The 11,800-nt window shown below is 54.3% G+C and carries 8 protein-coding genes; 5 read left to right on the plus strand and 3 right to left on the minus strand.

The window, feature by feature from the left end; translation table 11 throughout:
* Both ACKQAD_RS17395 and ACKQAD_RS17400 read left to right on the plus strand, forming a co-directional pair.
* Positions 1–4,613 (plus strand): beta strand repeat-containing protein (locus ACKQAD_RS17395; protein WP_409161277.1); only part of this gene is annotated, 4,613 nt, incomplete at its 5' end.
* A 65-nt stretch (positions 4,614–4,678) separates the two neighbouring features.
* The gene (locus ACKQAD_RS17400) at positions 4,679–5,023 is read left to right on the plus strand and encodes a hypothetical protein (RefSeq protein ID WP_039360752.1); all 345 of its coding nucleotides are present in this window, start codon (positions 4,679–4,681) and stop codon (positions 5,021–5,023) included.
* A 123-nt stretch (positions 5,024–5,146) separates the two neighbouring features.
* On the opposite strand, the gene lapD is transcribed toward ACKQAD_RS17400, so the two are convergent.
* Positions 5,147–7,099 carry a cyclic di-GMP receptor LapD gene (lapD, locus tag ACKQAD_RS17405; protein WP_409161278.1) on the minus strand — a complete coding sequence of 651 codons (1,953 nt, stop codon included), beginning with the start codon at positions 7,097–7,099 and terminating at the stop codon, positions 5,147–5,149.
* Positions 7,100–7,108: 9 nt separating this feature from the next.
* Entirely contained in the window at positions 7,109–7,798 is a 690-nt protein-coding gene (gene lapG, locus ACKQAD_RS17410) for a cysteine protease LapG (protein WP_409161279.1), read from the minus strand.
* 160 nt (positions 7,799–7,958) lie between these two features.
* On the opposite strand from lapG, the gene murQ reads away from it, so the two are divergent.
* From murQ to tadA, 3 genes are all read left to right on the plus strand, one after another.
* Positions 7,959–8,885, plus strand: a complete 927-nt coding sequence (gene murQ / locus ACKQAD_RS17415) for an N-acetylmuramic acid 6-phosphate etherase (RefSeq protein WP_409161280.1) — start codon at positions 7,959–7,961, stop codon at positions 8,883–8,885.
* 31 nt (positions 8,886–8,916) lie between these two features.
* Positions 8,917–9,555: a phosphatidylglycerophosphatase C gene (gene yfhb, locus ACKQAD_RS17420; protein ID WP_409161281.1), complete on the plus strand. Its 639-nt coding sequence runs from the start codon at positions 8,917–8,919 to the stop codon at positions 9,553–9,555.
* Positions 9,556–9,618: 63 nt separating this feature from the next.
* Positions 9,619–10,122 (plus strand): tRNA adenosine(34) deaminase TadA, encoded by a 504-nt coding sequence (gene tadA / locus ACKQAD_RS17425; RefSeq protein ID WP_409161282.1) that lies wholly within the window; start codon positions 9,619–9,621, stop codon positions 10,120–10,122.
* A 22-nt stretch (positions 10,123–10,144) separates the two neighbouring features.
* Here tadA and mltF read toward each other — a convergent pair whose 3' ends face one another.
* Positions 10,145–11,653: a membrane-bound lytic murein transglycosylase MltF gene (mltF, locus tag ACKQAD_RS17430; RefSeq protein ID WP_409161283.1), complete on the minus strand. Its 1,509-nt coding sequence runs from the start codon at positions 11,651–11,653 to the stop codon at positions 10,145–10,147.
* Positions 11,654–11,800 lie beyond the last annotated feature (147 nt).

Consider the following 11,800-nt stretch of genomic DNA (forward strand, 5'->3'; position numbering starts at 1 on the left):
ACCAGACGACGGTGAATGCCGACGGTAAAACCTGGAGTGTCAATGTGCCGGGTTCGGTACTGGTCGCCAATGGTGAAGTGAGTGCCACGGTCACCACCCGTGACACCGCAGGCAATGTTACCACCGCCAATACTTCTCACACTTACGGTGTCGATACCGTTGCACCAACGGCCTCAATTACTGTCGATAACGTTACCAGCGATAACGTGATTAATGCCAGCGAGTCCGGCCAGACCATTGCCGTCACCGGTAACGTCGATAACGATGTCAAACCTGGCGATGCGGTGACGGTGACCGTCGGCACCGAGACCTACCAGACCACGGTGAATGCCGATGGTAAAACCTGGAGTGTCAATGTGCCGGGTTCCGTACTGGCCGCCAACAGCGATGTAAGTGCCACGGTAACCACACGCGATGCGGCGGGTAACGTTACGACTGCGAACACGACTCACGCTTACAGTGTCGACACCGAGGCACCAACGGCCTCGATTACTGTCGATAACGTTACCAGCGATAACGTGATCAATGCCAGCGAGTCCGGCCAGACCATTGCGGTCACCGGTAAAGTCGGCAATGAAGTTAAAGCGGGTGATTCAGTTACCGTGACCGTCGGCACCGAGACCTATCAGACCACGGTGAATGCCGACGGTAAAACCTGGAGCGTCAATGTGCCGGGTTCGGTACTGGCCGCCAATGGTGAGGTGAGTGCCACGGTCACCACACGCGATGCGGCAGGCAATGTCACGACAGCCAATACCTCTCACACTTACGGTGTCGATACGGTGGCACCAACGGCTTCTGTCTCTATTGATGATGTGACAGCGGATAATGTGATTAATGCCAGCGAGTCCGGCCAGATGATTGCCGTCACCGGTAACGTCGATAACGACGTGAAAGCCGGCGATGCCGTTACCGTGAACGTCGGCACCGAGACCTACCAGACCACGGTGAATGCCGACGGTAAAACCTGGAGCGTCAATGTGCCGGGTTCGGTACTGGCCGCCAATGGTGAGGTGAGTGCCACGGTCACCACCCGCGACACCGCAGGCAATGTCACCACCGCCAATACCTCTCACACTTACGGTGTCGATACGGTGGCACCGGTGGCCTCGATTACTGTCGATGATGTCACATCCGATAACGTGATCAATGCCAGCGAGTCCGGCCAGACCATTGCGGTCACCGGCAAGGTGGGTGATGACGTCAACGCGGGCGATGCCGTTACCGTGACCGTTGGCACCGAGACTTACCAGACCACGGTGAATGCCGATGGTAAAACCTGGAGTGTCAATGTGCCGGGTTCGGTACTGGCTGCCAACGGTGATATCTCTGCCACGGTCACCACCCGCGACACCGCAGGCAATGCCACCACCGCCAATACGACTCATGCTTACAGCGTCGATACCGTTGCACCAACGGCTTCTATCTCTATTGATAATGTCACGTCCGATAACGTCATCAATGCTACCGAGTCCGGCCAGACCATCGCGGTCACCGGTAAAGCCGATAACGATGTCAACGCCGGTGATGCGGTGACGGTGACCGTCGGCACCGAGACCTACCAGACCACGGTGAATGCCGATGGCAAAACCTGGAGCGTCAACGTGCCGGGCGCAGTTCTTGCTGCAAACGGTGAGGTGAGTGCCACGGTCACGACGCGTGATGCGGCAGGCAATGTCACGACAGCCAATACCACTCATGCTTACAGCGTCGATACGGTGGCCCCAACCGCTTCTATTACTGTCGATAACGTCACGTCCGATAACGTGATTAATGCCAGTGAATCCGGCCAGATGATTGCCGTCACCGGCAAGGTGGGTAATGACGTCAACGCGGGCGATGCGGTGACGGTGACCGTCGGCAGCGAGACCTACCAGACCACGGTGAATGCCGATGGTAAAACCTGGAGTGTCAATGTGCCGGGTTCGGTACTGGCCGCCAACGGTGAGGTGAGTGCCACGGTGACGACGCGTGATACCGCAGGCAATGTCACCACCGCCAATGCTTCTCATGCTTATAGCGTCGATACCGTTGCACCAACGGCATCCATCTCTATTGACGATGTCACATCGGATAATGTGATTAATGCCGCCGAGTCAGGGCAGAGCATTGCCGTGACGGGTAAAGTCGATAATGACGTGAAAGCCGGTGATGCGGTGACGGTGACCGTCGGTAGCGAGACCTACCAGACGACGGTGAATGCCGACGGTAAAACCTGGAGCGTCAACGTGCCGGGCGCTGTTCTTGCAGCAAATAGCGAGGTGAGTGCCACCGTCGCCACACGCGATGCGGCAGGTAACGTCACCACGGCGAATACCCATCATGCATACGGTGTAGACACGACCGCACCAGAAATTGATATTACGAATTTCGCCGGTAACGATGGGTATGTCAGCCAGAGTGAGTCGAAAAATACGGTAATCAGCGGTACCAGTAACGAGAAGACGGTCGATCTGGTCTTTACCGATGTGAGTGGTAAGTCGGTTACGCTGCATGACGTACCTGTGACGAATGGTAAATGGCAGGCGAATGTCGATCTGAGTACGTTAGCGGAAGGCAAGATTACCGCTGGCGCGACGGCAACCGATGCGGCAGGTAATCAGGCGCATGATAACAGCCAGGCTATCATGGATGTTACGCCGCCAGCTGCACACGATAATATTGTGTCTGGAACGGAAGACACGCCGCTCCATATTGACTGGAGCGATCTGGGCGTATCGAGTGATACCACAAGCATCGTGATTTCATCTTTACCGCCAGCCAGCGCTGGCACGCTCTATTTTAACGATAGCGGGAGTTGGAAAGCGGTCACGGTTGGGCAAACCTTTACCGCTGACAACACCGATCTACGCTTTATGCCAGTGGGAAATATCTCTGGCGCGTCGCTGGGTGATATTGGCTATCGGCCTGTCGATAGCGCGGGTAATACGGGCGATAACGCTGCGTTGCATATCGGCATTGCACCAGTAGCGGATGCGCCGGTAGTGAGCCTGAGCATCACCAGTGGTACGACAACGCCGACCTCGTCGGAAATTATTAAGGTCAATGGCGGTAGCGCCGACGGTGGCTTCGACGTACAAAATGGGCAAATTGTCGCCGTGGGCAACGGTGTCCGTGTTTGGCTAACCGAAGGGGATCCGGTACCCAAGGTGGTCGGCAATGGCAAGGTAGCGTATTACAGTCAGGGCAATACCAGCGGGGATGGCAGCTACAGCGATATCTTTGTTGTGCATTCCAACAGTGGGTATTTCTATCGACAGAGTGACTGGCCGGCGGATCGTAAGGATCATCGCGATCTGGATTCGTTTAACGGTAACCGGACGAATAATGGCAGCAGCGCGCATTCTGACTACGTGTTCGTTATGAAAGAGACGGGTTACACTTATAACGCAACCTATAGTACGAACAACAATCAGGATACGTCGGTTAACACGCTGGACGGACTGAAAGTTAACTATACCGATGGCAGCGGCAAGTCAGGCTCGTTTACCACGCAGGTCAGTAACAATATTGAAGGCGTGATCTACAGCGACGGTACGACATACACGCCGGGCACGAACAGCGCGAAGATAGAAACGGTGCCTGGTCAGGCTGGGACGCAGACGCATACGTTGGATGTGTCGGCAGCCCTGACCGATCGCGACGGCAGTGAAACCCTGTCAGGAATTACACTCACGGGGATCCCGAAAGGAACGGTGTTGACCGACCACATTAACAATGTGACGTATACCGTTGGTGACGATGGATCGTATCTCATTAAGAACGCCAACAATGCTCAGACGCTGGCTGGCAAGATTACGCTCGACGTGCCCGTCGACGCAGGTAAATTCAACGTAGTTGCGCAGGCAACATCGACAGAAATGGGCAATCACGATACGGCAACCGGCTATTCGGCAGAAGGTGCTGAACAGTATGGACTGAGTGTCGGTGCGGCGGGCAATGACACGATGTCCGGCATATATAACGATGATGTGCTGTTCGGCGATGTCGTGTCATTTCCTAATATCGACGGCAATGGTATCACCGCCTTGCAGAACTACATTGGCAAGCAGTTAGGTATGCAAACCGGTGTACCCACTGCGAAAGAGATGCATAGCTACATTGCAACGCACAGCGCCGAGTTTGATCTGTCGTCGGCGAACGATGGCAACGACACACTCAGTGGTGGAGCAGGGAATGATATTCTTTTCGGGCAGGGCGGAAACGATACGCTGATTGGCGGAGAGGGTAACGACCTACTTTATGGCGGTAGCGGAGACGACATCCTGATTGGTGGCGCTGGGGGCGATACGCTCATCGGCGGCGCAGGCGCGGATACCTTTAAGTGGCAGGCAGGCGATATTGGCAACGATGTGATCAAAGACTTTAATGCCAAAGAGGGTGACCGGATTGATTTAAGCGATCTGGTGGGCGAACTGGAGGAAGGAACCGATATCAGCCGCTATATTCGTATCACCGATAATCAGGGTTCACCGACGATTGAAGTGAGCACGGCGGGGAACTTTACGGCGGATAAAGGCGGAACGGTTGCAGTGTCGATTACGTTGGAACATTATAACGGCGCATTACCGTCGCTGGAGAGTCTGGTCAGCAAGCCTGAATCGTCTAGCTGACAGGAAAGGGGAAAAGGAGCCGATCTGGCTCCTGTCTTTATCAAAAACTTAAAAGGTCTCCGAGAATGTTTTATATCCAGCGCGACAGTGATGGCCACCTGATGAAGGTAGAGCAGAGTCCTTTTCCTGAAATGAATGGCGAGTTACCTGATGATTCGCGTGAGGCGCAGGCCTGGTTCCGTAGCCATCAGGCAGCGATGTCCAGCCTTCAGCAACTGCGGCAAAGCGATCTGGAAATGGTGCGCGTGCTGGAGGATTTAATTCAGGTTTTGATTCAAAAAGGCGTAGTGAGCATTACCGATTTCCCTCAGGCGGCACAGCTGAAATTGATCAACCGTGCGCAGGCGCGTGAAGCGTTGAATGGCGGATTAAACAAGCTGATTGGCGACGATGAAGAGACGATGTTTTGAAGAAATGATGTTGTAGAGAGAGGATATCTTAGCGTCGATCCCTGCTTTTCATTATGGCTCCGGCTTCTCAATATTGTCGTGAGAAGCCGGGGTGTTAAGGCCGTTAGCTAAAACGATGTTGCATCAGACTCTGACCGCGGGTGCCGGTTCACCCAGCAGCCGTCCCATCGCTCCCTGCAATCCCATCTCCTGAAGCACTTTAAGCTCACCGGCGGTTTCAACACGTTCAGCGATAAGCGGCAGCGCAATACTGTTGGTGGCGCGATACAGCGCTTCGATAAACATTTGCTTATCGTCTTCCTGATCGATGTTGCGGATGTAGCTGCCATCGACTTTCAGATAAGCCAGCCCCCATTGGGACAGGTTACCAATCATATTAAAGCGCCCACCAAAATGCTGTAGCCCCAGCGCACAGCCATGCTCATTCAGCAGCTTGATTAAGGCTTCCAGTTGGGTGCTGTCTGGCAATTGGTTCTCATCCAGCTCCAGAATCAGTCGTCTGGCGACGTCAGGCTGATGCTTCAATGGGGCAAGCAGATCGGCGAGCAGATGAAGATTCAGGACGGTGGTACCGGACAGGCTCAGCGCCAGATTGCCGTCGTGCCGACGGAGATAGTCCAGCACTTCGCGCAGCATCGTTTGATCCAGACGGGTATCCCAGCCAAAGCGTTGAATCCACGGTAGGAAGCGGCCTGCGGCGATACTGTTACCTTGCGCATCCTGAATGCGAGCCAGTACCTTGTGATGTAACACCTGGCTGGGATCGTCACAGGCGACGACCGGTTGCAGGAAAAGCTGCAAGCGTTCCTGTTCCAGAATAGGATCGAGCAGGTTAAACCACCTATGGCGAGCGGTTTCGAGCTGTTCGGTACTAACGGACGGTATCTCGTGAGGGGCGCTGGTATCGGTATTGCTTTCGGCTCGCGTGAGCGCCTGATCGCCCTGAATAAACAGCGATTGTGCGGTATCGCCGGGATGGAAAGGCACCATGCCGAATTGGGCGACAGGGGAGACGTCTGTTTCGCCCGTCAGATGCAAGGTTTCGATGTTGCGCGTCAGTTCGCCAATCAGCGCATAGGCTTCTTTATCGACTAAACCGGGACAGAATAGCGCAAATTCTCCCCCACGGATGCGCGCCAGTAGGCTCTCTGTATTAGTATGTTGTTTCTGCGTTTTGCTCAAGATATGCCCGACGGAGGCTAATAGCGCATCGGTACGCTGACCGCCCAACCGCTGGTTCATTCCCGCCAAATCCTGCACGCGAATCATGATAAGAAAGCCGGGCGCGGTTTCCTCATCGGCCAGTTTGTCGTTGAACTGCATGTCAAACGCGCGGCGGTTATTCAATCCGGTTTGAGGATCCTGATAAGCTTCCTGACGTAGGCGCTCGCTTCGCTCCGCTTCCTCTTCGAACAGCGTTTTGAGCTTGCTAACCATCAGGTTCATCGCCTGCGCGACGCGGCGAAATTCTGGCGTATTGGGTAAATCTGGCTGGCTAAGGAATTCACGACGGGTAATCGCCAGCGACTGGTCGACAATATAATCGAGCGGGCGTAGCTGGCGACGCAGGAACAGCGCACCGATAAACACGCCCAGCGTGCCACAGCCGAGCAACCACAGGAAAGAGGCGGTGCTGCTGCGCCACAGTCGGGTCACTGCGAACATCGGGTGGCTGATGACTTCAACTTTTGCCGCCTGTTCCCAGCCGCGCATCACGATCGCTTCACCCGCGCCGGGCTGAAGGTTGACTAGCCGCACAAACCAGGCCGGTACGTCAGGGATATCCGGCGACGCGATGCGTTCCAGCGTGACGTTGCCGGTTTTTAAATCTCGCACGCGAATACTGGAAAAATAGCCGCTGTCGAAAATCGAGCTGACCATCAGCTCTACCATCGCCGGGTCATCGATGTTCGGCGTCAGGGAAAGCCCTAGTGCGGTAGCGGCATCCTGCGCGTGAGAGTGAAGCTGGTTATTGTACTGTTCACGCGAATTTTCCAGGCTGACGAAAAAACTCCCGCTGAAAATAATTAGCACAAACAGGCAGATGGCTATCAGTAATTGTTTGTATAGAGACATAGCCTACCCTTACTCCTCAATTGAAAACCCTTCGGCACGCATTTTGGTTAAGACATCCTGCCAGCGTGAAAGTCGTTTACTGTCACCGACGCGTTTGTTGCTGCCGCTGGCTCCGGGCAGCCAGAGACCACCGCCATTAAAGGCATACACCGGCACTAAATCATTGCGCTCTGTCGCAGGTTGGATCTTGTTGGTCAGATTATCCAGCACCAGTGGAATCGAGGTTGGCGTGGGATAATAGGTTAGCACCATATGCGCTTTATTCAGACGCAGGGCTTTAACATAGGTAATACGTAATTTATCCGCCGGAACGCCTAAGTGGCGTAGCGTAAAATACTTGGCGAGCGCATAATCCTCACAGTCCCCGGCACCTTTACGCAGTGCTTCAATCGGGGTTGCCCAGTAATCTTCCTGATTCCAGACGACGATATCATCACGAAACAGCATACGGTCATTGAAAAATTGGTTCACGCTGCTTAGCAGAGCTTTTTCTTCTTTATTACGGGAATTGACCAACAGCGTTTGCCATTCATCTATCCGGCGGCGAGCATCGGGCGTTGCCGGGCCATAAAGCTGCTCGGTTCGCTGATTAATGGTAATAAAATCCCAGTCCGCACGTAGGGAACCCGCCAGCAGAAACAGCAGACAGCTAATAAAGAAAAGCCTGTAACTGGAGAGTCTGAACCCGGAGAGCTGCACTGAGGTTTCTCTGTTTACCTTGCGAGATGCATATGGAGAGTGAGGCAGATAGTGTTATGCAGAATAGCGTACTTTCCTAGACCCCAAAAGCAGTATAGTGGTGAAAAGGGTGGTTTGTCATAGGCGTGTAGCGCGCTGATATAAAGCATGAGGTAGCAGAATGCGTTCAGATGTGATGGATGGAGAGAATCTTAATTTAGGGAAACTGGTTTCCGAAACACGTAATCCGGCGACGATGGGGCTGGATCAACTCTCTACGCTGGAGATGATGCACGCGTTTAATCAGGAAGATCGGAAAGTGCCCGAAGCTATTGCGCAGGTTTTACCTGCGATTGCCGAGGCTGTCGATCTGGCGACGGTGTCACTGCAAGAAGGTGGGCGGCTGATCTATCTGGGCGCGGGGACCAGCGGCCGTTTGGGCGTGCTGGATGCTTCAGAGTGTCCGCCGACGTTTGGTGTGCCACATGGAGTGGTTATCGGCCTGATTGCAGGCGGACCGGGCGCGTTGCTAAAAGCGGTAGAAGGGGCGGAAGACGATCCCGCACTCGGTGAGGCGGATTTAAAAGCGCTGGGTTTAACTGCGGCGGATATGGTGATCGGCCTTGCGGCATCGGGCCGGACACCCTATGTGATTGGCGCATTGTGCTATGCGCGTAGCGTAGGCTGCCGAACGGCGGCGATTTCCTGCAATCCCCATTCGCCTATCGCACAAGACGCGCAGGTGGCGATTTCTCCGGTGGTTGGCCCGGAAGCGTTAACCGGCTCAACGCGGCTAAAATCAGGTACGGCACAAAAATTAGTTCTGAATATGATTTCTACCGGCGTAATGGTTAAGCTGGGAAAGGTGTACCAGAATTTGATGGTGGATGTGAAGGCAACTAATGTGAAGCTGTTGGATCGGGCTTGCCGCATCGTCGTTGAAGCGACCGGTGCCGATCGGGAAAGGGCGCGTCAGGCGCTGGTGCAGGCGGATAATGACGTGAAGCCTGCAATTCTCATGCTTCTGGCGAATATTGATGTGGAATCGGCGCGTGAGCGCCTGAAACAACACAACGGCTATCTGCGTGAGGCGCTGATTGGCGGATAAAACTATTTTGAGGTAAGTCGGGAGACACGTTTTGAGTGATAAGCGAGAGCAACGCATTGTTTTTTTTGATCTGGATGGCACGTTGCATCAGCAGGACATGTTTGGCAGCTTTCTGCGTTTTTTACTTCGTCGGTTGCCGCTAAATCTGGTTTTGGTTATCCCGCTATTGCCCGTTATCGGCTTGGGGTTATTGATTCGCGGCCGTGCGGCCCGGTGGCCGATGAGCTGGCTGCTATGGGCGATTACATTCGGGCGCGATGAAGATGAACTGGTTCAACAGGAAAAGCAGTTTGTCGGTGCGTTTCGTCATGATGTCATCCCGTTTCCACAGGTTCAGCAGCGGCTGAAAACCTATCTTGAAGACAGCGATGCGCAGGTTTGGCTGGTAACTGGATCGCCGCAGCGACTGGTGGAACAGGTTTATCATGATTCCCCTTTTCTGCCCGGCGTGCGCCTGATGGGAAGCCAGATTACACGTCGCTACGGCGGCTGGGTATTGACGTTGCGCTGCCTGGGGCATGAAAAAGTCGTTCAGATGGAGCAGCGTTTAGGCGCGCCGCTCAAACTCTACAGCGGTTACAGCGACAGTAAGCAAGACAACCCGCTGCTCTATTTCTGCGAACACCGCTGGCGAGTCACCCCTAAAGGTAGCCTGCAACAGCTGGAATGATTTTTTCAGCCCTTCATCTATGTATAATGCGCCGCCAAAATATCAACAATTGAGCGAGGAAATGTGGGTAATCTGCGTAACGATGAATACTGGATGCGCCATGCATTAACGCTGGCTCAGCGCGCTCAGGATGAAGGTGAAGTGCCTGTTGGCGCGGTGCTGGTGCTGGATAACGAAGCGATCGGCGAAGGATGGAACCGGCCGATAGGGCATCACGATCCTACCGCACACGCGGAGATTATGGCGTTGCGACAGGGAGGGCAGGTGTTGCAGAACTACCGCCTGCTGGAGACAACGCTGTACGTCACGCTGGAGCCTTGTATCATGTGCGCGGGTGCGATGATACACAGCCGTATTGGCCGTCTGGTTTACGGCGCGTCAGATGAGAAAACAGGAGCCGCGGGGTCGCTGGTGGACATTCTGCGCCACCCGGGTATGAATCATCAGATTGTGATTGAATCCGGCATTCTGGCTGATGAATGCGCTGCAACGCTCAGCGCGTTCTTCCGCTTGCGCCGTGAGCAGCATAAAGCCCGTCGGGCGGCAGAGAAAAACGCCGCGCAGTAGGAATAGTCGCTTTAATGCAGGCTTATTCCGGCACCTTGTTGAGAGGAACGGCCGGATAGCCCTGTGCGATCTGGGTCTGTTGCTGTGCCTTAGCTTCTTTTTCTATCAGGTAGCCTTCCAGACTCACCATATAGCGCCGAATGTTTTCCACATAGTTGTAGGCTTCGTGTCCGCGCGCGTAGCCGTAGGTGGTTTGCGTGTAATAGCGCTTTTGGCTTAGCATCGGCAGACGCATTTTCACATCGACCCAACTGTCAGGGTTACCTTTCTGTTTTTCCGTCAATTTGCGTGCATCAAGCAGGTGGGCGTACCCCATATTGTAGGACGCCAGCGCAAACCAGATTTTTTCATCCTCCGGGATGGTGTCCGGCATTTTCTGCATCATGTGTGACATATACTGCGCGCCGCCGCGAATACTTTGTTCAGGATCGACCCGATCGGTGACGTTCAGGCTTTCTGCGGTGTTGCGCGTGAGCATCATTAGCCCGCGCACGCCGGTCGGTGACGTCGCCTGTGGGTTCCAGTGCGATTCCTGATAAGAGATGGCGGCCAGCAGCTTCCAGTCGATATCGGTGGCGTATTTTTCAAACAGTGGGCGCAGGTCTGGCAGCGTTTCATCAATCGCGCTCAGGAACGTGGTGGTATCGACATAGTCAAACTCGCCAACGTGACCGAGATATTTCTCCTCCAGACGCGCGCGCGTCCCGTCTTCGACAATCTGGCTGAAGAAGTCCAGCAGTGCGGCAGACAGGCTGTCATCGTGCGAACGGCGCATATACCAGGTGACCGGTTCTTCGTCGCTGAGATCGAAGGCGACGGCGAGCTGCGGATGGATACGCTGCATTAAACCGATGGTGACCGAATCACCCAGCGTGTAGTCCAGCTTGCCGTCGGCAACCTGTTTCAGTAGTTCCTGCGTGCTCTGGTCGGAGGCGGATTCCCAGTTCAACTGCGGGTATTTTTCTGTCTTTAGATCACGCAGCGTGGCGGCGTGCGCGGAACCGGATGTGACGACAAGCCGACCTTGCAGCTTATCCAGCGTTTTCGGACGAGGCGAGCCGAGGCGGTAGACCATCTGTTGTGAAATGGAGTAGTAGGTTGGGCCAGCACGGAAGCGTTCCAAACGCTCATGATTGTAAATCAGCCCGGCAGCCAGCAGATCAGCGTCGCCACTGTCCAGATCGTTAAACAGTTCGTCAAGATTCTTACGTGACGAAACCACCAGCTTGACGCCGAGGTAGTCGGCGAAACGTTTTGCCAGTTCATAATCCAGACCTGTCGGGGATCCGCTGCTCAATGCATAAGTCAGCGGTGAATTAACGGTGCTGATACGCAACTCACCGCGTGAGAGGATCTGCCTGAGCTGGACATCCTGGCTACTACGCCAGGGAATGCTTGGCCATAGCGCTAACGCCAGCAGTAACGTGATAATCCCGATGAAAAAATAATTTAATTTTAAAGGCTTCAAATAGTTATCTCTCGGCGGCCGTGCGGCCAGTCTGTCTGTAACGGCAGTTTTTTTATACGTCATTTCCCAGAGTGAGGGCATTTTGCTTAACAAACCGCCAGTGTGCAACTTTTATTGATTTGGTCACCGATTAATCATTCTCCGGATAGGATATGAAATTATCGCCACGCAAACGGTTTCGTCCGGGGGAAGGATTCTCTATAATGTGCG

Origin of the sequence: Pectobacterium artocarpous, assembly GCF_046159765.1 — a bacterium.
Taxonomy (GTDB): Bacteria; Pseudomonadota; Gammaproteobacteria; order Enterobacterales; family Enterobacteriaceae; genus Pectobacterium.